This is a genomic window from Streptomyces himalayensis subsp. himalayensis (assembly GCF_013778455.1).
Taxonomy (GTDB): Bacteria; Actinomycetota; Actinomycetes; order Streptomycetales; family Streptomycetaceae; genus Streptomyces; species Streptomyces himalayensis.
On sequence record NZ_JACEHE010000001.1, the window covers coordinates 98,434 to 123,475 of the forward strand.

At 69.9% G+C, this 25,042-nt stretch carries 21 protein-coding genes; 11 read left to right on the plus strand and 10 right to left on the minus strand.

The features are described from left to right. Positions 1-102: 102 nt before the first annotated feature. The 5 genes from H1D24_RS00485 to H1D24_RS00505 form a co-directional block, all read right to left on the minus strand. The gene (locus tag H1D24_RS00485) at positions 103-1,128 is read right to left on the minus strand and encodes an ABC transporter ATP-binding protein (RefSeq protein ID WP_374064115.1); all 1,026 of its coding nucleotides are present in this window, start codon (positions 1,126-1,128) and stop codon (positions 103-105) included. Between the two features lie 143 nt (positions 1,129-1,271). Next, positions 1,272-2,309 carry an ABC transporter ATP-binding protein gene (locus tag H1D24_RS00490; protein ID WP_181655307.1) on the minus strand — a complete coding sequence of 346 codons (1,038 nt, stop codon included), beginning with the start codon at positions 2,307-2,309 and terminating at the stop codon, positions 1,272-1,274. A 29-nt stretch (positions 2,310-2,338) separates the two neighbouring features. Next, positions 2,339-3,319 (minus strand): ABC transporter permease, encoded by a 981-nt coding sequence (locus H1D24_RS00495; protein WP_181655308.1) that lies wholly within the window; start codon positions 3,317-3,319, stop codon positions 2,339-2,341. A gap of 178 nt (positions 3,320-3,497) precedes the next feature. Further along, positions 3,498-5,279: an ABC transporter substrate-binding protein gene (locus tag H1D24_RS00500; protein WP_181655309.1), complete on the minus strand. Its 1,782-nt coding sequence runs from the start codon at positions 5,277-5,279 to the stop codon at positions 3,498-3,500. Between the two features lie 82 nt (positions 5,280-5,361). Next, entirely contained in the window at positions 5,362-6,390 is a 1,029-nt protein-coding gene (locus tag H1D24_RS00505; RefSeq protein WP_181655310.1) for an ABC transporter permease, read from the minus strand. 451 nt (positions 6,391-6,841) lie between these two features. On the opposite strand from H1D24_RS00505, the gene H1D24_RS00510 reads away from it, so the two are divergent. The 5 genes from H1D24_RS00510 to H1D24_RS00530 are packed head-to-tail and all read left to right on the plus strand — an operon-like array spanning position 6,842 to position 12,555. Beyond that, on the plus strand, positions 6,842-8,476 hold the full coding sequence (locus H1D24_RS00510; protein WP_181655311.1) for a peptide ABC transporter substrate-binding protein: 1,635 nt from the start codon (positions 6,842-6,844) through the stop codon (positions 8,474-8,476). 30 nt (positions 8,477-8,506) lie between these two features. Continuing rightward, entirely contained in the window at positions 8,507-9,430 is a 924-nt protein-coding gene (locus H1D24_RS00515; RefSeq protein ID WP_181655312.1) for an ABC transporter permease, read from the plus strand. After that, positions 9,423-10,451 (plus strand): ABC transporter permease, encoded by a 1,029-nt coding sequence (locus H1D24_RS00520; RefSeq protein ID WP_181655313.1) that lies wholly within the window; start codon positions 9,423-9,425, stop codon positions 10,449-10,451. Before H1D24_RS00515 ends, H1D24_RS00520 begins: the two co-directional genes overlap by 8 nt. Positions 10,452-10,460: 9 nt before the next feature. Beyond that, complete coding sequence (locus H1D24_RS00525; RefSeq protein WP_181655314.1) at positions 10,461-11,435, plus strand: ABC transporter ATP-binding protein; 975 nt, start codon at positions 10,461-10,463, stop codon at positions 11,433-11,435. Then, positions 11,428-12,555, plus strand: a complete 1,128-nt coding sequence (locus H1D24_RS00530) for an ABC transporter ATP-binding protein (RefSeq protein ID WP_181655315.1) — start codon at positions 11,428-11,430, stop codon at positions 12,553-12,555. Before H1D24_RS00525 ends, H1D24_RS00530 begins: the two co-directional genes overlap by 8 nt. A gap of 209 nt (positions 12,556-12,764) precedes the next feature. Here H1D24_RS00530 and H1D24_RS00535 read toward each other — a convergent pair whose 3' ends face one another. Next, entirely contained in the window at positions 12,765-14,900 is a 2,136-nt protein-coding gene (locus H1D24_RS00535) for a S9 family peptidase (protein WP_181655316.1), read from the minus strand. Positions 14,901-15,100: 200 nt separating this feature from the next. On the opposite strand from H1D24_RS00535, the gene H1D24_RS00540 reads away from it, so the two are divergent. The 4 genes from H1D24_RS00540 to H1D24_RS00555 all read left to right on the plus strand — a co-directional run bounded on the left by H1D24_RS00540 (position 15,101) and on the right by H1D24_RS00555 (position 19,530). After that, positions 15,101-15,295, plus strand: a complete 195-nt coding sequence (locus tag H1D24_RS00540) for a hypothetical protein (protein WP_181655317.1) — start codon at positions 15,101-15,103, stop codon at positions 15,293-15,295. 72 nt (positions 15,296-15,367) lie between these two features. Further along, positions 15,368-16,342, plus strand: a complete 975-nt coding sequence (gene mshB / locus H1D24_RS00545; protein WP_181655318.1) for an N-acetyl-1-D-myo-inositol-2-amino-2-deoxy-alpha-D-glucopyranoside deacetylase — start codon at positions 15,368-15,370, stop codon at positions 16,340-16,342. 281 nt (positions 16,343-16,623) lie between these two features. After that, positions 16,624-17,034, plus strand: a complete 411-nt coding sequence (locus H1D24_RS41985) for a DUF6113 family protein (protein ID WP_181655860.1) — start codon at positions 16,624-16,626, stop codon at positions 17,032-17,034. 159 nt (positions 17,035-17,193) lie between these two features. After that, complete coding sequence (locus H1D24_RS00555; RefSeq protein ID WP_181655319.1) at positions 17,194-19,530, plus strand: hypothetical protein; 2,337 nt, start codon at positions 17,194-17,196, stop codon at positions 19,528-19,530. 43 nt (positions 19,531-19,573) lie between these two features. Here the strand turns inward: H1D24_RS00555 and H1D24_RS00560 are convergent, their stop codons facing one another. Both H1D24_RS00560 and H1D24_RS00565 read right to left on the minus strand, forming a co-directional pair. Continuing rightward, positions 19,574-20,407: a transglutaminase family protein gene (locus tag H1D24_RS00560; protein ID WP_181655320.1), complete on the minus strand. Its 834-nt coding sequence runs from the start codon at positions 20,405-20,407 to the stop codon at positions 19,574-19,576. Positions 20,408-20,470: 63 nt separating this feature from the next. Further along, positions 20,471-21,493 (minus strand): GNAT family N-acetyltransferase, encoded by a 1,023-nt coding sequence (locus H1D24_RS00565; protein WP_181655861.1) that lies wholly within the window; start codon positions 21,491-21,493, stop codon positions 20,471-20,473. A gap of 140 nt (positions 21,494-21,633) precedes the next feature. Between H1D24_RS00565 and fdxA the strand changes: the two genes are divergently transcribed. Both fdxA and H1D24_RS00575 read left to right on the plus strand, forming a co-directional pair. After that, positions 21,634-21,954, plus strand: a complete 321-nt coding sequence (gene fdxA, locus H1D24_RS00570; protein ID WP_018089397.1) for a ferredoxin — start codon at positions 21,634-21,636, stop codon at positions 21,952-21,954. A 174-nt stretch (positions 21,955-22,128) separates the two neighbouring features. Further along, positions 22,129-23,223 (plus strand): bifunctional succinyldiaminopimelate transaminase/glutamate-prephenate aminotransferase, encoded by a 1,095-nt coding sequence (locus H1D24_RS00575; RefSeq protein WP_181655321.1) that lies wholly within the window; start codon positions 22,129-22,131, stop codon positions 23,221-23,223. Between the two features lie 88 nt (positions 23,224-23,311). Here H1D24_RS00575 and H1D24_RS00580 read toward each other — a convergent pair whose 3' ends face one another. Continuing rightward, entirely contained in the window at positions 23,312-23,668 is a 357-nt protein-coding gene (locus H1D24_RS00580) for an ATP-binding protein (RefSeq protein WP_181655322.1), read from the minus strand. A 315-nt stretch (positions 23,669-23,983) separates the two neighbouring features. Continuing rightward, the gene (locus H1D24_RS00585) at positions 23,984-24,994 is read right to left on the minus strand and encodes a VldE C-terminal domain-containing protein (protein WP_445194913.1); all 1,011 of its coding nucleotides are present in this window, start codon (positions 24,992-24,994) and stop codon (positions 23,984-23,986) included. Positions 24,995-25,042: the final 48 nt, after the last annotated feature.

Sequence of the window (25,042 nt, forward strand, 5' to 3'; positions counted from 1 at the left end):
ACCGGTCTCGTCCTGTGGCTCGGGTCAATGGGCCGACGTTCCGGTCCCGTGGGCGGCGGCTCGGCGATGAGGGGTGGGTGGGCCGGGCCGTCGCCTGGGGTCTCAGGGCTCCTTCGAGATCTCCAGATCCACGGAACCCGTCACGCCCTTGGTACCCCTTGAACCTTTGGATTCGGTAAGGGCGGCCACATCCTCCGGATAGTGGCAGGCGGACAGGTGACCTTCACCGCTCCCCTCCGCCCGCACCAGCGGCGGACTCTCGCTCCCGCACCTCTCCGTCGCCTTCCAGCAGCGCGTACGGAAGCGGCAGCCCGACGGCGGGTTCAGTGGCGACGGCACGTCCCCGGCGAGCCGGATGCGTTCGCGGGGCGGCGCCGCGTCGTCCGCCGCCACCTCCGGGACAGCCGACAGCAGCGCGCGGGTGTACGGGTGGCGCGGGTTGCCGTACAGCTGGTCGCGGTCGGCGACCTCCACGATCCGGCCCAGGTACATGACGGCGACGCGTTGCGAGAAGTGGCGGACGACGGCCAGGTCGTGGGCGATGAAGACGAAGGCGATGCCGAGGTTCCTCTGTACCTCCTGCAGGAGGTTCACCACCTGGGCCTGGATCGAGACGTCCAGCGCCGAGACCGGCTCGTCCGCCACGATCAGCTTCGGCTCCAACGCCAGCGCCCGCGCCACGCCGATCCGCTGCCGCTGACCGCCCGAGAACTCGTGCGGGAAACGGTTGTAGTGCTCCGGGTTCAGGCCGACGGTCTCGAGGAGTTCGCGGACGCGCCGCTCGCGGCCGCCCGGTGGTCCGATGCCGTTGATCTCCATCGGGCCGGAGACGATCCGGCCGACGGTCTGCCGCGGGTTGAGCGAGGCGTACGGGTCCTGGAAGATCATCTGGATCTCCGAGCGGACCGGGGCGAGCTGCCGCCGCGAGGCGTGGGTGATGTCCTGGCCGCGGTACGTGATCCTGCCGCCGGTCGGTTCCAGGAGCCGGGTGATCAGCCGGCCCGTCGTCGACTTCCCGCAGCCGGACTCGCCGACCAGGCCGAGGCTCTCACCGGCCGCGACCGAGAAGTCCAGCCCGTCCACGGCCTGCACGGCGCCGATCCTCCGCCGGATCGGAAAGCCGCCCATGACCGGGAAGTGCTTGGTGAGCCCGGAGACCTCCAGGAGCGGAGTCCCGGCGGGTGCGGCTGAGTGGGCCCCCGCGGGAGCCGGGGATGCCGCCGGAGCCGGGGGTGTCGTGCTGCTCATGGTGCTGATCCCTCACTCGTACGTCAGTTGGGCTGGATTCCGGCGAAGTCGGCGAAGAACTCCACCCGCTGGGCAGGGCCCAGATGGCACGCGGCCCCGCGCCCGTCCATCACCTCCAGCGGAGGCTGCGCATCCGCGCACAGCCCGTCCCCGACCTGTTCGATGAAGGCGCACCGGGGATGGAAGCGGCAGCCCGTCGGCGGATTGAGCAGGCTCGGCGGCGCGCCAGGGATGGGCGACAGCGGTACGTCCACCGGATGGTCGAGGCTCGGCATCGAGCCCAGCAGGCCCCAGGTGTACGGGTGCTGGGGCGCCCTCAGCACCTCCTGCTTCGTACCGCGCTCCACGCACCGCCCGCCGTACATCACCAGCACGTCGTCCGCGATGTCGGCGATGACGCCCAGGTCGTGGGTGATGAAGATGATCGACGTGCCGGTCTCCTGCTGGAGGTCCTTCAGCAGGTCCATGATCTGCGCCTGGACCGTCACGTCCAGTGCGGTCGTCGGCTCATCGGCGATCAGCAGCGCCGGATCGCACACCAGTGCCATCGCGATCATCACGCGCTGGCGCATACCGCCCGAGAACTGGTGCGGATAGTCGTCGACGCGCAGCTCCGGCTGCGGAATGCCCACCTTGGCCAGCATCTCGACCGCACGGTCCCGGGCCTCCTTCCGGGAGGCTCCGGTGTGCTTGCGGTACGTCTCGCCGATCTGCCTCCCGACCGTGTGGTACGGCGACAGGGATGCCAGTGCGTCCTGGAAGATCATGGACATCTTGTTGCCGCGCAGCCGCTCCAGCTCCCGCTGGGGCGCGGTGAGGAGGTCCTGGCCGTCGAGGAGAGCTTCGCCGTCGATCGTGGTGTTCCGGGAGTCGTGCAGCCCCAGGAGGGCCATGTTGGTGACGGACTTGCCGGAGCCGGACTCACCGACGATGCCGAGCGTCCTGCCGTGCCCGAGGTCGAAGGAGAGGCCGTCGACGGCCTTGACGATGCCGTCCTCGGTCGAGAAGTGGACGCGCAGATCGCGTACGGAGAGGAAGGGGCCACCAGGAGTGCTGCTCATGGGATCGCTCATGGGTCTCTCTGCTCTCCCTAGGCGAGGCGGACGCGCGGGTCGATGAAGGCGTACAGGGCGTCGACGACGATGTTGAGGACGACGATGGCGCCGGCAGCCACCAGCGTGACCCCGAGCAGCATCGGCAGATCGTTGTTGTTGACCGCGTCCACGGACAGCGCGCCGATGCCGTGGAGGCCGAACGTCGCCTCCGTGATGATCGCGCCGCCGAAGAGACCGCCGAGGTCGAGGCCGAAGATGGTGAGGAGCGGGCCCATCGCACCGCGCCAGGCGAACCGGAAGAACACCGCCCGGCGGGAGAGGCCCTTGGCGCGCGCCGTGCGCACGTAGTCCTCACTGAGCGCCTCGACCAGCTGGGAGCGGGTCATACGGGTGTAGTTCGCGGTGAAGATCAGCGCGAGGATGAACCACGGCAGCAACAGCCCCTTGAACCAGCCCATCGGGTCCTGCGTCAGGGGTATGTCCTGGGGACGGCTGAGGATGTGCCACTGGTCGACCAGGTAGTACATGGCGACCAGGCCGACGATGTAGATCTGCAGGGACGAACCGATCAGCGACGCGGACGAGGCGACCTTGTCCACTGTTCTGCCCTGCTTGACCGCGGCGAGCATGCCGGCGCCCACACCGAAGAGGACGAACACGACCGCACTGCCGAGGGCGAGCGAGAGCGTGGTCGGGAAGCGGTTGAGGATCAGGCCCAGGACCGGCTCGTGGTAGTGGAACGAGTAGCCGAGGCACGGCGCCGGACAGCGGCCGAACGAGGCGTAGTCGCGGCCCGTGAACAGGGCCTGGAGCCAGTGCCAGTACTGGACGGGCAGCGGGTCGGCGATCCCCAGGTTGCGCCGCACCAGCGCCAGGGTCTGCGGCGTGCAGGTCTTGCCGCAGGCGAGCCGGGCGGGGTCGCGCGGTGCGACATAGAAGAGGAGGAAGGTGATCGCGCTGATGATCAGCAGGATCACCACGGCGCCGAGGATCCGGCGGACGAGGAAGCGGAACATGGCGATGGTTTCCCTGGCAGATGCCGGCGGACGACGGGCCCCTGCACGGTGGGGTCCCCCGGTCATGGGGCTCCCCACTCGAGCACAGTCGTGAGTGGGGGAGAAGCCGGGACCGGAGGGTGGTCGAAGTGCTTGGGGCAGGGGGGTGGGGCGCTACAGAAGCGCCCCGCCAGGGGCGTCAGGCCTTGGCGTAGAGCTTGTACATGATGAAGGCGGAGAAGAGCGGGTCGAAGAGCGCGCCGCCCACCTTCGAGCCGTGGAGGTAGAAGCGGCGCTGGTAGGTCTCCGGGATGATCGGCGCTTCCTCTTTCATGATCTTGTTGTCCAGCGCGGCCCACGCCTTGCCCGCCTTCTTCGGGTCGGCGATCACAGCGTTCTTCTTGATCGCCTCGTTGACCCACTTGACGTTGAGCTGGGAGACGTTGTTGGAGCCGTTGCCGATGGTGCCGCCGTCGAACAGCGGCTGGATGACCGTGTAGCCGGTCGGCCAGTCCGGAGCCCAGCCGAACCACATCACGTCGAACTTGTTGTCGACCTGCTGGGCCTGGTCGTAGTACGAGGTGGAGTCGATCGGCTTGATGACCGGGTCGAAGCCCGCCGCCTTGAGGGCGTTCTCGATGACGACCTTGGTCTTGTTGTAGGTGTCGCTGATGGGGTAGGCGTAGACGATCTTCCGGCCGAGCTGGCCCGCCTCCTTCAGCAGCTTCTTCGCCGTCTCCGGGTCGCCTTGCGGCTTCTTCAGCTTGCCGTAGACGTCGGCGTGCTCGTAGCCGAGTATGTCGGGGCTCAGGATGGAGGACGCGTAGTCACCGGCGGACGGACCACCGTAGATCTTGCGGATCTGCTCCAGAGGCCAGGCGTATATGAGGGCCTGGCGCACCTTGAGGTCGGTGACGCGCTTGGTGTTGATGGCGTAGTAGTAGAGGCCGCTCAGCAGGCCGTTGATGGTGCGCTTCTTCAGTTCGGGGTCCGTGAGCACCTTCTGCATGCGCTCGGCCGGTATCCCGTAGTACGCCATGACGGCGTACTGGTCGTCGCCGGAGTCGGCGATGAGGCGGTCCGTCTGCGCGAGTGCCTGGGGGCCGAACTCGAAGGCGAAGGAGTCCGGGTAGGCGTTGCGGATGGGGTCGGTGGCCGGGTCCCAGTGCTTGTTGCGCACGAGCGTCATCGACTTGTCGACGGAGTGCTGCGAGATCCGGTACGGGCCGGCGGAGACCGGGTCCTTGTCGTACCTCTCCTTGGTGTCGTGCTTGACGGGCACGGCGCCGTAGGACTGCATCGCCAGCGTGAAGTTGAGGTCCGGGCGGGCCAGCTTCAGCTTGAAGGTGATGGTCTTCTTGGCGGTGTCGGTGTCGATCGAGTCGAGGTGCTTGCCGCTGAAGGGACCCTTGTACTGGGCACGGAAGTCCGTCGTGCCGGTCAGATCGGTCTGGAGGTAGGTGGCGCCCTCGGTTGTGAAGCTTGCGAAGCCGCGCTCGATGCCGTGCCGGACGTCCTCGACGGTCAGCTCGCTGCCGTCCTCCCACTTGAGGCCGTTCTTCAGCGTGAAGGTCCAGGTCTTGCCGCCGTCGGACATGGTGCCCGCATCGGTGGCGAGGTCGCCGACCAGCTTCATGGACCCGTCCGGCGCGATCTTGTAGCCGGTGAGGCAGCGGACGTACAGGTTGGCGACCGTGGAGTTCCACGAGAAGTAGATGCGCTGCGGGTCGAGGTGGGAGAAGTCGTCCGGGGCAATGCCGCGGATCGTGCCGCCCTTGCGCGCGCCGTTCACCTCGGGGGCGGGTCCGGTCGAGTCGTCCTTGGTCCCCACGGTGACCGAGGCGCCCGTGTACGTGGTGGCGCCGGCGTGCGCGGTGCCGCCGCCGGTCCCGCCACCGCCGCTGCTGCACGCGGAGAGCGCCATGGAGCCGCCGACGGCGACCGATGTGGCGATGACGAAGTTTCTACGGGAAAGGGACATGGCTTCCTGTCCTGAATCGATGAGAGAGGCGGATGGTCCGGCGGGCCCCGTCGCCCGGGCCGGTGGGGAAGGGGGCCGCGGTTCAGCGCTTGGTCTTCGGATCCAGCGCGTCGCGTACGGAGTCGCCTAGGAGGTTGAAGGCGATCACGAAGATCACCATCGACAGGCCCGGGAAGAGCATGAACGTGATGTCTGACTCGTAGTACTTGGCGCCGTTCTGGATCATCACGCCCCAGTCCGGGGTGGGGTCGGACAGGCCCACTCCCAGGAAGGCGAGGGCCGCCTCGGTGGTGACGAACATCGGGAGTGCGAGAGTCGCCTGGATGAGGATCGGGGTCCACAGGTTGGGGAGCAGCTCCTTGAAGATGATCCGGGCGGGTGAGGCGCCGGTCACCTTGGACGCCTCCACGAACTCCCGTTCACGCAGGGCGAGTACCTCGCCGCGCAGCAGACGCGCGATGGGGGCCCAGCCGAAGGCCGTCATGACGGAGATGAGGCTGACGACGGTCAGCCAGACGGGCGTGTTCTCCTCAGGAGAGACCATGATCGAAATGAGGACCGGCCAGAAGGCGATGAAGAAGAGGGTCGACGGAAAGGCCAGCAGGATGTCGATCACGCGGCCGATCAGGTAGTCGGTCCTTCCGCCGAGGTAGCCGACGGTGATGCCGACGACGATGCCGAGGACGGTCACCAGCAGGGTGGTCGCCGTCGCGATGAGCAGCGAGTTGCGGATGCCGTAGATCAGGAAGGTGAAGACGTCCCGGCCGAGCTGGGGCTCGATGCCGAACCAGAAGTGGCTGCTGATGCCGCCGTTGGGCTTGACCGGAAAGCCGAAGTCGTTGAGCAGGCTCGGGTCGTTCTGTCCGTAGGTGGTGTACGGATTCTTTCCGTACACCTTCGCGATCAGCGGCGCGCAGATCGCCACCACGAAGAAGAACAGCACCACGTAGGCCGAGACCACACCTGTCCGGTCCCGTTTGAAACGGCGCCAGGCGAGTCGCCCCGGCGAGCGGCCCTCGCCGCCCGGGGGCGCGGACGGTTCCGCCATGGTGACGCTGTCGTCCGGCACCACCTCGAGGGGGGCGGAGACGGCAGGGATGGGGATGGTCATGGTGCTCCTGGCTCCTGGCCCGAAGGGTCGAGAAATCCGCAGGCGAGGCCACGGGGTAAGCGGACTCTCGCAACGCGATTCGTGAAGGGTCAATGAATCCCGGAAGTCCTTGAGGTGGTCTTTTGCCGTTTGACCCGCGCTCGACCAAACGGCGGGCCGGGCTTGTGGTTGCCATGGCAGAACCGAGAGCACGATCCGGATGTATCAGGTTGAATGCCTCAATCGGTTCGATAACCGGGCGCCTGCGTCTCGCAATACGTACATCCGGATGGCCCTGGCCTGCTTCGGGCGGGGTGAATGTGTCGTTCATGACGTATGAGGCGATATTGGGCAGTACGTAACCGAGGCTTGAGACAGAGCAGCGGGACCGGCCGCGGGACCGAGCAAGGGACCGAACGCGGGACCTGGCAGGGGACCGAGGACGGCACCGAGCACTCCGAGGAGGAACTCCATGCGTGGAGCCACGCACGCCCGGTGGATCGTGAGCGCGGTGGCGGTCGCACTCGCGGCGACGGCATGCGGAGGCGGGGGCGACGGCGGCACCGGAGGCAGCGACGGCTCCGGAATCCTGAGCTCCTCCTGGGGCGACCCGCAGAACCCGCTCGAGCCGGCGAACACGAACGAGGTGCAGGGCGGCAAGGTCCTGGACATGATCTTCCGCGGCCTGAAGCGGTACGACGCGAAGACCGGCGAGGCCGAGAACATGCTCGCCGAGAAGATCGAGACCTCCGACTCGCAGAACTTCACGATCACCGTCAAGGACGGCTGGACGTTCAGCAGCGGCGAGAAGGTCACCGCGAAGTCCTTCGTGGACGCCTGGAACTACGGCGCAGGCCTGAAGAACAACCAGCGGAACGCCTATTTCTTCGGCTATATCGACGGATTCGACCAGGTCCACCCGACATCCGGAGACCAGACCGCCGAGACACTGTCCGGGCTGAAGGTCGTAGACGACCACACCTTCACCGTCCGGCTCAACCAGCGGTTCTCGACGTTCCCCGACACCCTCGGCTACGTGGCCTTCGCCCCGCTTCCCCGGGCGTTCTTCGACGACCACGACGCCTGGCTGAAGAAGCCGGTGGGCAACGGCCCCTACACCGTCGACTCGTACACCAGGGGCTCGCAGATGTCCCTGCGCAGATGGGACGGATATCCGGGCGACGACAAGGCGCAGAACGGGGGAGTGGACCTCAAGGTCTACACCGACAACAACACCGCCTACACCGACCTCATGGCCGGCAATCTCGACCTCGTCGACGACGTTCCGGCCTCGCAGCTCAGAAATGTCCAGGCCGACCTCGGTGACCGGTACATCAACACCCCGGCCGGCATCATCCAGACCATCGCCTTCCCCTTCTACGAAGAGGCATGGTCGAAGCCGGGGACGGAGAAGGTCCGCAAGGGCCTGTCCATGGCCATCGACCGGAACCAGATCACCGACACGATCTTCCAGAAGACCCGGACCCCCGCCACCGACTGGACGTCGCCGGTCCTCGGTGAGGAGGGCGGCTTCAAGGAGGGGCTGTGCGGCGAGGCCTGCGAGTACCGCCCGGACGAGGCGAAGAGGCTGGTCCAGGAGGGCGGCGGCCTTCCCGGCGGACAGGTCAGGATCTCGTACAACGCGGACACCGGCTCGCACAAGGAGTGGGTGGACGCGGTCTGCAATTCCATCAACAACGCGCTCGGCAATGACAGGGCCTGCGCCGGGAATCCGGTCGGCACGTTCGCCGACTTCCGCAACCAGATCACCCAGTCCAAGCTGACGGGTCCTTTCCGGGCGGGCTGGCAGATGGACTATCCGTTGATCCAGAACTTTCTGCAGCCGCTCTACTACACGGGTGCCTCGTCCAACGACGGAAAATGGTCGAACAAGGAATTCGACGACCTGGTGGACAGGGCCAACGCCGAGACGGAGGCGCCGAAGGCCGTCGGCATCTTCCAGCAGGCCGAGGAGGTGGTCCGGGACAACATGGCCGCCATTCCCCTCTGGTACCAGAACGGCAGCGCCGGATATTCGGAGAGGATCTCCAATGTGGTGCTGAACCAGTTCAGCGTTCCGGTGTACGAAGAAATCAAGGTCGGCTGACCACCCAAGGAGCCACCCTCGGAGCCCGCCATGGGACGCTATGTGATCCGGCGTCTGCTGCAGATGATCCCGGTCTTTCTCGGCGCCACCCTGCTGATCTTCCTGATGGTGAACGTGATGGGCGATCCCGTCGCGGGGCTGTGCGGGGAGCGGCAGTGCGACCCGGCGACGGCCGCCCAGCTCAAGAAGGAGTTCGGCCTCGACAAGCCCGTGTGGCAGCAATACCTGACGTATATGGGGAACGTCTTCACCGGTGATTTCGGGACTGCGTTCAACGGCCAGCCGGTCACCGAGCTGATGGGGTCCGCCTTCCCCGTGACGATCCGGCTCACGATCGTCGCGATCGTCTTCGAGATCGTCATCGGCATCACGCTCGGCGTGCTCACGGGACTGCGCCGCGGCCGGCCCGTCGACACCACCGTGCTCCTTGTGACGCTGGTCGTCATCTCGATCCCGACCTTCGTCACCGGTCTGCTGCTCCAGCTGCTGCTCGGCGTCGAATGGGGCCTCATCAAGCCGTCCGTGTCCCCTGACGCCCCGTTCGACGAACTCCTGGTCCCCGGCCTCGTCCTGGCGTCGGTCTCACTGGCGTACGTCACCCGGCTGACGCGGACCTCCATCGCCGAGAACCGCCGCGCCGACTATGTCCGCACCGCCATCGCCAAGGGCCTGCCCAGGCAACGCGTGATCACCCGGCATCTGCTGCGCAACTCCCTGATCCCCGTGGTCACCTTCATCGGCACGGACATCGGCGCGCTGATGGGCGGCGCGATCGTCACGGAGCGGATCTTCAACATCCACGGCGTCGGCTACCAGCTCTACCAGGGCATCCTGCGGCAGAACACCCAGACCGTCGTCGGCTTCGTGACCGTGCTCGTGCTGGTCTTCCTGGTGGCCAACCTGCTCGTCGACCTCCTCTACGCCGTACTCGACCCGAGGATCCGTTATGCCTGAGACCGAGCGGCCGGAGGCGCTGCGGGGGTCCGGAGGCCGTCCCCCGGAAGACGGGCGTATCGCCGCGACCGGGGCGGGGGGCGCGATGGACCTCGCGGCGAGCGAGGCGACGACGCTTGAGAGGGCACCCGGCGCACCCGGCGGTCCGGGCCTAACCGGCGGCGGCCCGTCCGGCAAACCGCGCTCCCTCTGGTCCGACGCCTGGCACGACCTGCGCCGCAACCCCGTCTTCGTCATCTCCGGCCTGGTCATCGCCTTCCTGGTCCTCATCGCGCTCTGGCCCTCGCTGATCGCCTCGGGCAACCCGCTCAGCTGCGACCTCGCCAAGGCCCAGGAGGGCTCACAGCCCGGACACCCCTTCGGCTTCGACGGCCAGGGCTGCGACGTCTACACGAGGACCGTGTACGGCGCCCGCACCTCGGTCACCGTCGGCGTCTGCGCCACCCTCGGTGTCGCCCTCCTCGGCTCGGTCCTCGGCGGGCTGGCCGGATTCTTCGGCGGCGCCTGGGACGCGATCCTCTCCCGCGTGACGGACATCTTCTTCGCCATCCCCGTTGTCCTCGGCGGTCTGGTGCTGCTGTCCGTGGTGACCAGTTCGACCGTGTGGCCCGTCGTCGGGTTCATGGTGCTGCTCGGCTGGCCGCAGATCTCCCGTATCGCCCGCGGAGCCGTCATCACCGCCAAGCAGCACGACTACGTCCAGGCCGCGCGGGCCCTCGGCGCGTCCAGTACGCGGATCCTGCTGCGGCACATCACGCCCAACGCGATCGCCCCGGTCATCGTCGTGGCGACCATCGCGCTCGGTACGTTCATCGCGCTCGAGGCGACCCTCTCGTACCTCGGGGTCGGGCTGAAGCCGCCCACCGTGAGCTGGGGCATCGACATCTCCGCGGCATCGCCGTACATCCGCAACGCACCGCACATGCTGCTCTGGCCGGCCGGCGCGCTGGCGATCACGGTGCTCGCGTTCATCATGCTCGGCGACGCCGTGCGCGACGCCCTCGATCCAAAGCTGAGATGAGTGGCCGTCATGCTGCTGGAAGTGCGCGACCTGCACGTGGAGTTCACGACCCGGGACGGCGTCGCCAAGGCCGTCAACGGGGTCGATCTCCACGTGGACGAGGGCGAGACGCTGGCGGTCCTCGGCGAGTCCGGCTCCGGGAAGTCGGTGACCGCGCAGGCCGTCATGGGCATCCTGGACATCCCGCCCGCCCGGATCACCGGCGGCGAGGTCCTCTTCCAGGGCCGGGACCAGCTGTTGCTCAAGGAGGACGAGCGGCGGAAGGTCCGCGGCGCCGGAATGGCGATGATCTTCCAGGACGCGCTGTCCTCGCTGAACCCCGTGCTGAGCGTCGGCGACCAGCTCGGCGAGATGTTCCGCGTCCACCAGGGCCTGTCACGGAAGGACGCGCGAGCGAAGGCCGTCGAGCTCATGGAGCGGGTGCGGATCCCGGCCGCGAAGGAGCGCGTGGGGCAGTATCCGCACCAGTTCTCCGGCGGCATGCGCCAGCGCATCATGATTGCCATGGCGCTCGCGCTGGAGCCCGCCCTGATCATCGCCGACGAGCCGACGACCGCCCTCGACGTCACGGTCCAGGCGCAGGTCATGGACCTGCTGGCCGACCTGCAGCGCGAGTACCACATGGGTCTCGTCCTGATCACCCACGACCTGGGCGTGGTCGCGGACGTCGCCGACCGGATCGCCGTCATGTACGCGGGCCGCATCGTGGAGTCGGCACCCGTCCACGACATCTACAAGGCACCCGCTCACCCCTATACGAAGGGCCTGCTCGAGTCGATCCCGCGCCTCGACCGCAAGGGCCAGGACCTCTACGCCATCAAGGGACTGCCGCCGAACCTGATGAACATCCCGCCCGGCTGCGCCTTCCACCCGCGCTGCCCGATGGCCCAGGACGTGTGCCGCACCGACGTACCCGACCTCTTCGAGGTGTCCGAGGAACGCCGGAGCGCGTGCTTCTACTGGAGGGAGACACTCCATGGCTGAGCCTTTTGGAGCAGCTGAGCGTTTCGGAGCAGCGGAGCCATTCGGGGCAGCGGAGCCTTTCGGGGCAGCCGGGCACGTGGCGCCGCCCGCCGTCGGCGAACCCATCCTCCAGGTCCGCGGCCTCGTCAAACACTTCCCGCTCACCCAGGGCATCGTCCTCAAGAAGCAGATCGGCTCCGTCAAGGCAGTCGACGGCGTCGACTTCGACCTGGGGCACGGTGAGACCCTCGGCATCGTCGGCGAGTCCGGGTGCGGCAAGTCGACGGTCGCGAAGCTCCTCGTCCAGCTGGAGAGGCCGACGGCCGGGCGGATCACGTACCGGGGCGAGGACATCGGCGCGCTGTCCGGTCGCGCCCTGAGAGCCGTCCGCCGCAACATCCAGATGGTCTTCCAGGACCCCTACACGTCCCTCAACCCCCGCATGACCGTGGGCGACATCATCGGGGAGCCCTTCGAGATCCATCCCGAGGCCGCCCCGAAGGGCTCACGCCGACAGCGCGTTCAGGAGCTCCTCGACGTGGTGGGCCTCAACCCGGAGTTCATCAACCGCTATCCGCACCAGTTCTCCGGCGGCCAGCGGCAGCGCATCGGCATCGCCCGCGGGCTCGCCCTGCGCCCCGAGATCATCGTCGCCGACGAGCCGGTCTCCGCCCTCGACGTGTCGGTACAGGCGCAGGTCATCAACCTGATGGAGAAGCTGCAGGACGAGTTCGACCTGTCCTACGTCTTCATCGCCCACGACCTGTCCATCGTGCGGCACATCTCGGACCGGGTCGGGGTGATGTACCTGGGCCGGATCGTCGAGATCGGCACGGACGAGGAGATCTACGAGCACCCCACGCACCCCTACACGCAGGCCCTGCTCTCCGCTGTCCCCGTGCCGGACCCGGAGGCGCGCGAGCACCGCGAGCGGATCGTCCTCACCGGGGACGTGCCGTCACCGGCCAACATCCCGTCCGGCTGCCGCTTCCGTACGCGCTGCTGGAAGGCACAGAAGAGGTGCGAGGTGGAGGTGCCCCTGCTGGCAGTGCCCGAGGAATTCCGGACGACGCCCGGGCCCGCCGCCCATGACTCGGCCTGCCACTTCGCCGAGGAGAAACACGTCGTCCCGGCGAAGTAAGCGACATAACACGATAAATGCCCATCAATTTCGTTAACACGTAGGCAACTTGCCCGTCGCAGCTCCGATATACGGACGCGTCAGGCTGAACAACGTACGGCCGTGCGGGTGCCGTAGACCGGCCGGGGCGCGCCATGTCGCCCCGGCCGGTTGCATGTCCGGGACCGGTGACCGGTCCCGGACTGCAAAGCTTCGGGCTCCGCCGCCGGTCAGCCCGCCGCCAGGCCCAGGGACCGCTTGAGGAAGTCCACCTGGAGCAGCAGCAGGTTCTCCGCCACCTGCTCCTGTGGGGTCATGTGCGTCACACCGGACAGCGGCAGCACCTCGTGCGGCCGGCCCGCCGCCAGCAGGGCGGAGGACAGACGCAGAGTGTGGGCCGCCACCACGTTGTCGTCGGCCATACCGTGGATGATCATCAGCGGGCGATGCGCATCGGCAGGATCGGACAATCCGTCGTCGGTCACCAGCGAACTCGTCGCATACGTTTCCGGGGTGCGGCCCGGGTCGCCGAGATAGCGCTCCGTGTAGTGCGTGTCGTACAGCCGCCAGTCCGTGACCGGAGCGCCCGCGATGCCCGCATGGAAGACATCCGGCCGCCGCAGCACCGCGAGCGCCGCCAGATAGCCGCCATACGACCAGCCGCGGATCGCCACCCGCGTCAGATCCAGCGGATACGACTCGGCCAGCCCCGACAGGGCGTCGATCTGGTCGTCGAGCGTGACCGTGAAGTCGCCCCGGATCGCCTTCTCCCAGGCCGGGGAGCGGCCGGGTGTGCCCCGCCCGTCCGCGATCACCACTGCGAAGCCCTGGTCGGCGAACCACTGCGAGGTCAGGTGCGCGTTGTGCGCCGCCACGACGCGCTGGGCGTGCGGGCCGCCGTACGGGTCGAGCAGCACGGGCAGCGGGCCCTGGCCCTCCGCGTAACCGGTGGGGAGCAGGACGGCGCACGGGATCCGGCGCGTGCCCCCTTGCGCGAGCGTCACGCGCGGGGTGAGTACCGGACGCTCCGCGTACGACGCGACGGTCGCCACGCGCTTGCCCTCGCGCAGAACCTGCACCTGCGCGCCCGGGGCGTCGAGCGTCGCCGAGACGAGAACCGTCACCCCGCCCGAGCGCACCGCCGAGTGCACGCCGGGCTCCTGCGAGACGCGCTCCACGCCGAGCTCGTTGACGCGGTACACATGAACCTCGCCGGTCTCGGGGCTGGCCGTCGCGTCCCCCGCCGACGCCGAGACCAGCACATCGTCACCAGACACGTCGAGCACTGCGCGGACGTGCAGCTGCGGCCCCGTCAACGGGCGCTCGCCCACCGCCAGCACCCGCGCCCCACCCTCGTCGGCGATCCGCACCAGCTGCCCGCTCGGCGACCAGCACGGCACACCGGCGAACAGCTCCAGCCAGCCCGTGTCCCCTGCGGCGCCGTCCGCGTGCACCATGCGCGTCGACCCGTCGTCCGGGTTCACCGCCAGATACACCTGGCTGAGCTGGTCGCGCGCCTGCACCAGCAGCAGCGGCGCCCCGGACTCCGACCAGTGCACCCGCGCCAGATACGGGTGGCGGGCGCGGTCCCACACGACCTCGGTGCGCGAGCCGTCCAGGCCCAGGACGAAGAGGCGCACCTCCGCGTTGTCCGTGCCGGCCGCCGGATACGCCACGCGCGCCGGCTCACGGTCCGGTTGCGCCGGGTCCGCGATCCACCAGCGCCGTACGGGGGCGTCGTCGACCCGCGCGACCAGCAGCCGGTCCGAGTCCGGCGACCACCAGAAGCCGCGCGAACGCGCCATCTCCTCGGCCGCGATGAACTCCGCCAGGCCGTACGTCACGGTGCCGGACTCCGGTTCCGCCAGGGCCCGGTCGTCGTCGCCCTCGGCACCCACGACGCGCAGGGCGCCCCGGACGACGTACGCGACGTGCCGTCCGTCCGGAGACGGGCGCGGGTCGATCACCGGTCCGGGGACGCGCAGTTCGCGGGCCGTGCCGGCGCGCAGCTCCGCCGTGAACAGCCGGCCCGAGAGCGCGAACGCCGCCAACTCGACGGCCGTGTCGGTCGCATAGCCCACGATGCCCGCCGCGCCCTCGCGGCTGCGCTCGCGGCGCGCCCGCTCCTCGGCCGAGAGGCGCTCCGTCGCGCCGCCCAGCAGCACCGCCGGGTCGGCGGCGACACGCTCCCCGCCGTCCGCGACATCCAGGACCCAGAGAAGGTTCGCCCGATCGGTACCGGAACGGGAGCGCAGAAACGCGACGTGGGACCCGTCGGGCGCCACCGTGAAGGCGCGCGGCGCTCCGAGCGAGAAGCGCTGCGTACGGGCATGCTGACGCGGAAATGAGACAGGCTCGGTGGTCATCCTCCGAGCCTAGGCCGACAGGGCCTGGTCCATGCGCCCCCTCGTGCTGCCGTGCTCCGATCCATGACCGCGAATGCATAGTTATGATCCATAGCGCCGGACGGGGGCCACCGGATCTTCCCCATGCCGGTGATCGTGCTGACCGTACACACGGCCGCGGTGATCAAGGCGCGGGACGAGTTCTTGGGAGGTGGACCGCCGTGGCACTCTCGATTTCGGCGGTGGTGCTGCTGGCGATCATCGTCTTCATTCTGGTGAAGAAGTCAGGCCTCAAGGCCGGGCATGCGATCGTGTGCGTGCTCCTGGGCTTCTACCTGGCGAGTTCCTCGATAGCTCCCACGATCAGCGAGCTGACCACCAATGTGGCCGGGATGATCGGCTCCATAAAGTTCTGAGCCATCCGCCTGCCTCTTTCCGTTGCGGCGCCCTCGATCGTTCCGTCACACCGCCCTCGTAGTCTTGGGCGCATGACGGACCTGCCCTCCCCCAAGCACTCGGCTTCGCTCGAGCAGGGGGGACCCCCACGGCGTCTGCTGCTCGTGCATGCGCACCCCGACGACGAGTCGATCAACAATGGCGCGACCATGGCCAAGTACGCGGCCGAGGGCGCCCATGTCACGCTCGTGACCTGCACACTCGGCGAGGAGGGCGAGGTCATCCCGCCGGAGCTGGCACTTCTGGCGCCCGACCGCGACGATCGCCTCGGCGAGTACCGGGTGCGCGAGCTCGCCGCCGCGATGTCCGAGCTGGGCGTCACCGATCACCGCTTCCTCGGCGGCGCCGGGCGGTACCGCGACTCGGGAATGATGGGCGCCCCGCAGAACCGGCGGCCGCACTCCTTCTGGCAGGCCGACGTCGACGAGGCCGCGGCCGCGCTGGTCGAGATCATCCGCGATGTCCGCCCGCAGGTGCTCATCACGTACGACCCCGACGGCGGGTACGGCCACCCCGACCACATCCAGGCCCACCGCGTCGCGATGCGCGCCGCGGACCTCGCCGCCGAGCCTGCCTACCGCCGGGACCTCGGCGAGCCGCACACCATCGCGAAGATCTACTGGAACCGGGCCCCGCGTTCCGTGGTCGAGGAAGGCTTCGCCCGTCTGAAGGACGCGCTCGCCGAGCTGCCGTTCCCGGCCTCCGCCTCGGTCGACGACGTGCCGGGCGTGGTGGACGACGACGTGATCACCACGGTGATCGACGGCGGCGGCTTCGCCGCGGCCAAGGCGGCGGCGATGCGCGCCCATGCCACGCAGATCGAGGTCGTCGAGCCGTGGTTCGCCCTGTCGAACCGGCTCGCACAGCCGCTGTCCGCGGTGGAGTACTACGAGTTGGTGCGGGGCGAGCGGGGCGAGCGGGGCGAGCGGGGCTTCGGCGTCTCCGGAGGGTCGCCGGAGACGGATCTGTTCGCCGGCGTGACTGAGGCGGGAAAGGGTGCTGCCTGATGGGCGCGACGGGAAAGCCGGGAGAGGGCAGGTCCCGGGCGGGCAGGCCGGGGGTGAGCAAGTCCGGTTCGGGCGAGTCCGGGGCTGGGAAGCCGGGAGTGGGCAAGTCCGGTTCGGGCCAGTCGGGGGCTGGGAAGCCGGGAGTGGGCAAGTCTCCTGCCGGTGAGTCGGGGGCTGGGAAGCCGGGAGTGGGCAAGTCTGCTGCGGGTGAGTCCGGGGCGGGCAGGTCCGCAGCGAACAGGTCTGCTGCGGGCAAGTCCGGTTCCGCGGCGGCCGGTTCGGTGGGTTCCGGTGGCGCCGACGGGAGCTATCTCGCCCAGCCACCCCAGCCGGGGCGTGTGGGGGCCTACGCAGGGCTGTTGGTGCTCGGCGCACTGGTCGGTGCTGCCGGGGCGCTCGTCCAAGGGGCCTGGTTCCCGGGCGGGTTGCTGCTCGCGCTGGCCGGTGCGGCGGGGCTGTTCCTCGGCGGGGCGCGCGCGACCGGCACCAGGGGCGGGGCCCTGGCGTCCGCCGCCGGGTGGCTGGTTGCCGTCATCCTGCTCACCGCGACCCGTCCCGAAGGGGATTTCGTCTTCGCCGCGGGATCCGGCTCCTATCTCTTCCTGCTCGGCGGCATCGCCGTCGCTGTGATGTGCGCCACCCTTGGCCAACCCCGGCAACCTGACGGCCCACCTGCCCGACTTGCCAAGTGACGTACCACTTCGTCGTATCAGGAGGGGGCCCGGGCCGCGCTTCTTTCCTCCGCGGTCGCGGGTTACCGGCCGACAGCGGCCAGTATGGTGGTGCCGCCGCCGAGCCTCCCCCCAGAGCACCATCGAGACGGGCGGCGGAGCCAACCGGGAGAACCTGCCTTGAGTCGTGAAACTGACACTTCGTCCTCCGGGCCCCAGGGGCGCGGCGGAGCCGCATATCCGTCGGGCACGCCGCCGTACGGGATTCCCGTCCAGGGCGCCGCTCCCGAGGACGGCGCCGACGCCCCTGCGCGGCCCGAGGAGCGCAAGACCGAGACGACGCTGACCACGCGGATCAGAATCAACATCCCGGGTTCGCGGCCCATTCCGCCCGTCGTCATGCGGACACCGGTCTCCGACGCGGACGCGGCGGCGACGAGCGGGAACGGCCCGTCGGGCCGCACGGAAGGCACCGAGGGTGCGGGGCGTCCGCGCAGCGGCGCGGGCGCGTCCGGGCCGGGCGGCAACCCGTCCGGGTCGGCTGCCGGGTCAGCCCCGTCCGGGGCGTCGGCGCCGTCCGGTTCGTCCACCTCCGCTGTGCCTTCCGCGCCGGCAGAGGAGAAGACCAGCGACTGGTTCGCGCCGCGCAAACCGGCCGGGGGCCGTGGCGGCGGCACGGGCGGCGGCACTGGCGGCGGCTCGGCCAACTCCCGTACGACGCCCGACGGCTACGGCCTGCAGGGTCCAGGGGCCGGTGCGGGCACGGGGCTTGGGGCCGGTGCGGGGCTTGGGACCGGGGCGGGTACGAGGCCTGGGACCGGGGCAGGCACGAGGCCTGGGGCCGGTGCGGGGCTTGGGGCCGGGGCCGGACTTGGCGCCGGTGCGGCCGCCGCGGGTGGTGCGGCCCGCGGACCCGGGTCCTCGGGCGCCGGTGCCTCCGGTGCGGCGAGCGCGGGACTCGGTGCCGGACCGGGACGTTCCGGACCGTTCGGCTCCGGGCCCTCGACGCCTGGCGCTTCCGGTGCGGCGGGCCCGGCCCGTCCGGGTGGTCCCGGCGGTCCCGGTGGCCCCGGTGCGGCGGGTCCGTCCAGGGCTTCCGGCCCGGGTGCCGGAGCAAACGGAGGCGGTTCGTACGGCACGTCGGTCGGCACGACCCCCGGACCGCTGGGGCCCGACCAGCAGCGCAGCGGCCTTCCGTACTTCTCCGACGGCGGCAACGGCCGCGGCCCCGCCGGCCCCACCGGTGGCCCCGCGACCGGCGAAGGCCCCCTGTTCGTACCGCCGGGGGACCCCGCACCGCCGAGCCCGCGCATGAGCGACGACACCGCGATACTCACTCCCCAGCGGCCCGCGCCCGTACCGGGTCCGGGCGGTCCGGGAGGACCCGGTACCGGAGTGCCGGGGATCCCGGACCACGTCTCCGGGCACACCGTCACCAGCGGCATCCCCGTCGTGCCCCCGGCGTCGACCTCCCCGTTCGCGCCGGGCGGGCACCCCGACGGGCCGGTGCCGCACACCGCCCCGAGGCCGCCCGAGCCGACCGGGCAGGCCGCTGCGCCTCCCAGGAAGAAGGGACGCAGCAAGCTGGTGCTCATGGCCGTCGCCGTCGTCGGTGTGGCCGGTGTCGCGTACGGCGCCGGGCTGCTGATGAACCGCTCCGACGTGCCCAAGGGCACCACGGTGCTCGGCGTCGACATCGGCGGCGGCACCCGCGACGAGGCCGTCCAGAAGCTCGACGACGCCCTGGGCGACCGTACGACCAAGGCGCTCCAGCTGTCGGTCGACGGCGAGAAGGTCGCACTCAAGCCGGATCAGGCGGGTCTGCGGCTCGACAGCCAGGCCACGGTCAGCGCCGCCGCGGGCAGTGACTACAACCCCGTGTCGGTGATCGGCTCGCTGTTCGGCGGCGAGCGTGTCGTCGACCCGGTGATGCCCGTCGACGGGGAGAAGCTGCATGCCGCGCTGGAGCGCGTCGCGGGCAGCTCCGGCTCCGTGACCGAGGGCACGATCAAGTTCCAGTCGGGCAAGGCCGTCGCCGTCTACGGCAAGGCCGGTAAGGGCATAGAGACCGCCAAGGCGGCGACGGCGGTCGAGGAGGCGTACCACGCCCAGGTGGAGACCGGGCAGACCAACCCGGTGCAGCTCCCCACCACCACGCGCCAGCCGACCATCACCAACGCCGAGGTCGACCGCATGATGAAGGCGTTCGCGAAGCCCGCGATGTCCGGACTCGTGACGGTGCAGACCGATGCGGCGCACTTGGTGCGTTTCAGCCCGGAGCGTTCGATCTACAAGTTCCTGAGCGTGCGGGCGGTCGACGGCGAGCTGGTCGAGCACTACGACCTCCAGGTGCTCAAGAGCCTGTACGGCAGCGCCTTCGACGGCGTCACGATCACCAAGGGCAACGGCAGCAAGAAGGCGGTCAGCCCGCAGGACGTGGCATCCGCGCTCGGTCAGGCGCTGCGCGGCAAGACGGCCGCGGCACGCGTGGTGACGATCCCGACGAATCCTCAGTAATCGGCCCTCGGGCCGGGGCGGCCCCTCGCCCGGTGCGCTGACGTCAGTTGAGCATCGCCCGGGCCGCCCGGGCCTGGCCGCGGATGCGGTCGGCTGCCGGTTCGTCGACCGCGGCCACCACGTCCGCGTACGCGTCGAGTTCCTTGGCGCCCGTGAGGAAATCGCCGCGCTGGACGAGGAGCTGGGCGTGTTCATGGCGTAGGCGGGCCGGGTGGGACGGCAGGAGCAGGGACAGCTCGACCGCCCACAGCGCCACGTCCGAGCGCTCGGGGCGGGCGGCGGCCCAGGCGCGGATGTTGTTCAGGATGCGCAGGATCACATCGAGCGGGTCGGCGGGCGTCAGCATCGACGGGTCGAGTGGCGCGCCGGTGGCGCCCACCACCAGCAGTTCGGCGTCGGGGCCCGTCAGCACTCGGCCGCCGTCGAACGGATCCGCAAGCACTTGGTCTTCGGGTGGACCGAACCCCACGACGAAGTGGCCCGGCAGCGCCACCCCATACACCGGTGCGCCCGCCCGCCGGGCGACCTCCAGCCAGACCACCGACAGCAGGATCGGCAGGCCACGGCGGCGGCGCAGGACCTCGTGCAGGAGTGAGGACTCCAGGCGCTGGTAGTCGCCCGGCGTGCCGCGGAAGTCGCAGCGGCGGCCGAGCAGCTCGGCGAGGGCGGCGGCCCAGGAGCGCGGGCCGCCGGGCCGGAACGGCAGCAGTCCGGCCAGCCGGTCGAGCTCGATCTGAGCCGCGTCCATGCCCGCCTCGTCCAGCGTCGGGTCGGCCTCCGCGGCCACCAGCAGACACAGCAGCGACAGATCCGGCCGCTCGGCCCGCACCTCCTCGGCGAACCGCCGCCGCCCTTCACTGACGTGCTCTGCGCGCATATGTGCCTCGTGCCCTCTCAGAGCGCGTTCGATACGGGGGCCGGTCTTCCGCGGGCGCCGCCGTCACCCCGCGTCGGGCGCCCGATAGTGGTGGTACGAGTGGTGCGTAGAGAACCCCAGATCGTCGTACAGCGCCCGCGCACCCTCGTTGTCGTCCTCCACCTGCAGCCACGCGGCAGATGCCCCCTCGTCCAGGGCCCGGCGGGCAAGGGCCGCCATCACTGCGGTCGCCAGACCTTGGCGCCGGTGCGCCGGATCCACCTCGACCGCCATGAACCCCGCCCAACGGCCGTCCACCACACAGCGACCGATCGCTGCGGGTACCTCCCCGGCTGCACCGGGTACGTACGCAAACCACACAGACGGGCCGCCGGCCAGTACCGCCCGCACATGGGGCCCCGGCACACCAGTCCGCTGGTAACGCCGGAGCCACCCCTCCCCGGCCTCGTCGAGCGAGCGCGCCAGCCGCACCCGCGCCACCGCGTCATCCGTGCCCGCGTCCGCGATCGGCGCCAGCGGCGCGATCCGCAGCAGCGCGGTCACCTCACGGACCCACCCACGCCGCTCCAGCTCGGCGCAGAGCACCTCCTGCGTGCCCTCCGCCCCGGTGGCCGTCTGGATGTACGCGGGCAGCCCCCGCTTCCCGTACCAGTCCTGGACGTACGCGAGCGCCTCGTCGAGCGGCATGCCCGGATCGCCGGCCGGCAGGACGGAGTTCGCGCGCCGCGTGAATCCTCCGGCCGCCCGCAGCTCCCACCCGCCGAGCCGCTCGCTCTCCACCGGTGGCCAGGCCCGCGCGGTGACCCGCGCCAGCTCCTCGTACGACGCCGCAGGACCCCGTCGACGCGCCGGAGCGGACGGCACCACCTTCGCTGCGACCAGGGAGGATTCCGGGATACGGACGCTCTCCCCGGTCCGCCGTGTGATCACCAGCACACCCTCGTCCCAGGATGTGAGAACGCCGACCGTGTCGGTGAACTTCTCACCCTCGGCAGCGTGTTCCTCCAAGCGCCGTACCGATACGCGTTTGCCCACGTCAGAGGCGGAAATACGGACCTCGAGCCGACCGCCCGCCATGAATTCCACAGCTGTGTCCACCCCTCCTGTTCGGATCGTGCCCAGGAACGGAGATACTAGATGCGGGCATCGACGACGCCGCGCTCCCGCGCGCCAGGCGGCGGAGCCTGAAGCGGCCCGCCAGCGCCCTATCGAGGAGGAACGACAGCGTGACCTACGTCATCGCGCAGCCTTGTGTCGACGTGAAGGACAAGGCGTGCATCGAGGAGTGCCCGGTCGACTGCATCTACGAGGGCTCCCGGTCCTTGTACATCCACCCGGACGAATGCGTCGACTGTGGTGCCTGTGAGCCGGTCTGCCCGGTCGAGGCGATCTTCTACGAGGACGACACTCCGGAAGAGTGGAAGGACTACTACAAGGCGAACGTCGAGTTCTTCGACGAGCTCGGCTCGCCCGGCGGCGCCAGCAAGCTCGGCCTGATCGAGCGCGACCACCCGTTCATCGCCGCGCTGCCGCCGCAGAACCAGTAAGCGGCCCGCTGGGAGGATCGATCCCAGCCGTCGCCGAAGGAGCGTCGCCTCGGTCCCGTACGGTCGCCCGCCGTGCGGGACCGAGGCGTTTGCCCGTATGCGCAGCGCACACAGCGCACATACGGAAGGCAGGTACGGAACGTACGAACGTACGAGAAAGTGAGCCCGATCCCCGTGTCCGCAGTCTCCGACAGGCTTCCCGCCTTCCCCTGGGACAAGCTCGAGCCGTACAAGGCGACAGCCGCCGCGCACCCCGGTGGCATCGTCGACCTGTCCGTCGGCACCCCGGTCGACCCGGTCCCTGAGCTCATCCAGAAAGCGCTGATCGCGGCCGCCGACTCCCCGGGCTATCCCACCGTGTGGGGCACGCCCGAGCTGCGGGACGCCCTTACCGGATGGTGCGAGCGTCGCCTGGGCGCGCAGGGCATCACGCACCACCACGTCCTGCCGGTCGTCGGCTCCAAGGAGCTCGTTGCCTGGCTGCCGACGCAGCTCGGCCTCGGCCCCGGAGACAAGGTCGCGTACCCACGGCTCGCCTACCCGACGTACGAGGTCGGCGCCCGCCTGGCCCGCGCGGACCACGTCGCCTACGACGACCCGACCCAGCTGGACCCCAACGGCCTGAAGCTGCTCTGGCTCAACTCGCCCTCGAACCCGACCGGCCGGGTGCTGGCCAAGGACGAGCTGACCCGCATCGTCGCCTGGGCGCGCGAGCACGGCATCCTCGTCTTCAGCGACGAGTGCTACATCGAGCTGGGGTGGGAGGCGGACCCGCTGTCCGTGCTGCATCCGGACGTGTGCGGCGGCTCGTACGAGGGGATCGTCTCCGTCCACTCGCTGTCGAAGCGCTCGAACCTGGCGGGCTACCGGGCCGCGTTCCTGGCCGGCGACCCGGCCGTGCTCGGCGACCTGCTGCAGATCCGCAAGCACGGCGGGATGATGACGTCCGCGCCCACCCAGTCCGCCGTGGTTGCGGCGCTCGGAGACGAGCGCCACGTCCACGAGCAGCGCGAACGGTACGCCGCGCGCCGTGCCGCTCTGCGCGACGCCCTGCTGAGGCACGGCTTCCGCATCGAGCACAGTGAGGCCAGCCTCTACCTGTGGGCCACCCGCGACGAGTCCTGCTGGAACACCGTCGCCCACCTCGCCGACCTCGGCATCCTGGTCGCCCCGGGCGACTTCTACGGCCTAGCGGGCGACCACTTCGTACGAGTCGCCTTCACGGCAACGGACGAGCGCGTGGAAGAGGCGGTACGGCGCCTGGGCTGACCTGACTCTTGTGGGCATGCGGGTACGCGAAGGGGTCCAGGAAGCGTGAAGCTTCCTGGACCCCTTCGCGTAACAGCCGAGGCGGCGCTCAGCCCAGCGGCAGCCCGGCCGTCGGCAGCTCGGCCCCAGGCAGCTCCGCTGCCGGAAGGTCCGCCGTCGGCAGGTCCGCTTCCGGGAGGTCCGCCGCGGGCAGCCCCTTCGCGGACCCCACGGTGTGCCCGAGCACACCGTGCGTGTGCCCCACAACAGGCGCAACGGTGGACTTGGCACCAGGCACCGCGGATTCGACGGTGCCGCCGTCGAGCGCGGTCAGCCCACCCAGCTTGGGCGCGTCGACGGGAAGCTGAGCGGCGCTGGCGGAGCCGGCCGCACCGACCACGGGCGCCGCTCCCGCGGCGACGAGCAGCGCGGCGCGGGCGATCCGACGGGTCAGAGGGAGGGACATGGTGCTCCTTAAGAACGGAAGAGAAACGTCGAGGAGTCCCGGCCGGTTCGGCGGGCCGATCCGCTTGATCGCCCCCGGCGCTCGGACGCAGTGACTACCGCTCGAAGGCCGCGAAGGTTGCGGTAGCCCAACGTAAAGAGTTGGTAATGCGTCGCATTATCAGCTCGGGATGAAAGCGGGCAGATCATTACTATCCGAACCCGCTGCTGATTCCTTACTCCACTGTGTTCTCAAGGGTGTCGGTCGTCGGTGCGATCGCAGGCCAAAGCATCTGCGGGACGTGGCCAGAGCGCCCCTCACGGGTGAGGGCCCGAACTACTGGCCGCACGCGATGCGAACCTCATCGACGGGCTTCCCGCCGCTGCCCGCGGAGCGCTGACCGGCACCGTCGGAGGTGTCGCCGACCGCGCTGCCGCCGGCCGAGTCCTCCGTGCGCCACCCGTCCTCGGAGTCCTCGGCGGTCCACACCCGGCCCGCATACGAGACCTGGTCGATGCCCAGTGCGGACGCGTTGGCCACGGCCCAGTGCGCGAGCTCCCAGCCGCGCCGCTGGGCGGCCCCGCCCGCGGTCGACGCGGTCGAGGCGACCGGTACGACCACGGTGCCGCTCTCGCGGGCCGACGGTGACGCAGACGGCGAGGCCGCGGCTTCGTCCGACACCGTCGCGGCGCTGTCCTGCAGCACGTCCGTACCGAAGTCGCGTACGAGGGCCGTGCGCACCCGCGACGGGTCGGCGGCCTCGGTAGCCGGACGCGTCGTGCAGGTCAGGGACGCGGCAGCGCGGCCGGTCAGCGCGGCCGCCAGCAGCGTGGCGTCCGGCTCGTGCTTCGCGTACGCCTGTGGATAGCCGCTGCGCTGCACGCGCTGCGCGGCGACCGTCAGCGGGAGCCGCGAATATCCAGGGACCTTGGCCAGGTGCTCGTAGAACTCTCCCGCCGAGTAGGCCGGGTCCATGATCTCTTTCGGCGTCCCCCAGCCCTGCGAGGGCCTCTGCTGGAACAGGCCGAGTGAATCCCGGTCGCCGTGGCTGATGTTGCGCAGCGCGGACTCCTGGAGCGCGGTGGCCAGCGCGATCGTCACCGCCCGCTCCGGCATGCCGCGCGAGGTGCCGACCGCCGAGATCGTCGCGGCGTTCACCGCCTGCTCGGGAGTGAGCTCGTACGACGCCCCGTCGCCGTCGCCTGCCACGACCTCGCAGCGCGGAGCGCCCCGGTCTCCGTAGAGGTACTGCACGATCAGATAGGCCGTGAGCGCGAGAAGGGTCGCGACAGCCATGCCGATACGGAGGAGGCGGCCGCGCCGTACGAGGGTGGGTGGCTGTGACACGCGTACAAGGTACTGGAGAGTCACAAGGGGGCCGACGGGCCGGTACCG

Coding starts and splice junctions, on each gene's coding strand:
- H1D24_RS00535 (WP_181655316.1), bottom strand. CDS start 14,900: ATGACCACCGAGCCTGTCTCATTTCCGCGTCAGCATGCCCGTACGCAG.
- H1D24_RS00525 (WP_181655314.1), top strand. CDS start 10,461: ATGCTGCTGGAAGTGCGCGACCTGCACGTGGAGTTCACGACCCGGGAC.
- H1D24_RS00515 (WP_181655312.1), top strand. CDS start 8,507: ATGGGACGCTATGTGATCCGGCGTCTGCTGCAGATGATCCCGGTCTTT.
- H1D24_RS00510 (WP_181655311.1), top strand. CDS start 6,842: ATGCGTGGAGCCACGCACGCCCGGTGGATCGTGAGCGCGGTGGCGGTC.
- H1D24_RS00505 (WP_181655310.1), bottom strand. CDS start 6,390: ATGACCATCCCCATCCCTGCCGTCTCCGCCCCCCTCGAGGTGGTGCCG.
- H1D24_RS00485 (WP_374064115.1), bottom strand. CDS start 1,128: ATGGGCGGCTTTCCGATCCGGCGGAGGATCGGCGCCGTGCAGGCCGTG.
- H1D24_RS00520 (WP_181655313.1), top strand. CDS start 9,423: ATGCCTGAGACCGAGCGGCCGGAGGCGCTGCGGGGGTCCGGAGGCCGT.
- H1D24_RS00495 (WP_181655308.1), bottom strand. CDS start 3,319: ATGTTCCGCTTCCTCGTCCGCCGGATCCTCGGCGCCGTGGTGATCCTG.
- H1D24_RS00580 (WP_181655322.1), bottom strand. CDS start 23,668: ATGTCCCTCCCTCTGACCCGTCGGATCGCCCGCGCCGCGCTGCTCGTC.
- H1D24_RS00490 (WP_181655307.1), bottom strand. CDS start 2,309: ATGAGCAGCACTCCTGGTGGCCCCTTCCTCTCCGTACGCGATCTGCGC.
- H1D24_RS00530 (WP_181655315.1), top strand. CDS start 11,428: ATGGCTGAGCCTTTTGGAGCAGCTGAGCGTTTCGGAGCAGCGGAGCCA.
- H1D24_RS00500 (WP_181655309.1), bottom strand. CDS start 5,279: ATGTCCCTTTCCCGTAGAAACTTCGTCATCGCCACATCGGTCGCCGTC.
- mshB (WP_181655318.1), top strand. CDS start 15,368: ATGACGGACCTGCCCTCCCCCAAGCACTCGGCTTCGCTCGAGCAGGGG.
- H1D24_RS00560 (WP_181655320.1), bottom strand. CDS start 20,407: ATGCGCGCAGAGCACGTCAGTGAAGGGCGGCGGCGGTTCGCCGAGGAG.